The organism is Peribacillus frigoritolerans (genome assembly GCF_030676415.1).
GTDB classification, from domain to species: Bacteria; Bacillota; Bacilli; order Bacillales; family DSM-1321; genus Peribacillus; species Peribacillus frigoritolerans_A.
Genome location: NZ_JAUUTW010000157.1, coordinates 1 through 255 on the forward strand (window position 1 = coordinate 1; position 255 = coordinate 255).

Genomic DNA, 255 nt, shown 5'->3' on the forward strand with positions numbered 1-255 from the left:
CCTCACCGGTTCCCGCTGAGTCTCCTCCTTCATGAGAACCTTTATGGCCTTTAGGTTCCGAGATCTCCTCGGTTTGCACTGACTCGGTGGAGGATGTACCATCTTTCGGCCCTTTTTTCCCTTTGGCACCTTTGCCCTGTTTCCCCTCACCGGTTCCCGCTGAGTCTCCTCCTTCATGAGAACCTTTATGGCCTTTAGGTTCCGAGAGCTCCTCGGTTTGCACTGACTCGGTGGAGGATGTACCATCTTTCGGTC

The 255-nt window shown here is 54.1% G+C and carries 1 protein-coding gene; it reads right to left on the reverse strand.

Features of this window, described 5'->3' with window-relative positions; all coding sequences use genetic code 11:
- Positions 1–255 (reverse strand): hypothetical protein (locus tag Q8G36_RS28870; RefSeq protein WP_305275388.1); only part of this gene is annotated, 255 nt, incomplete at both ends.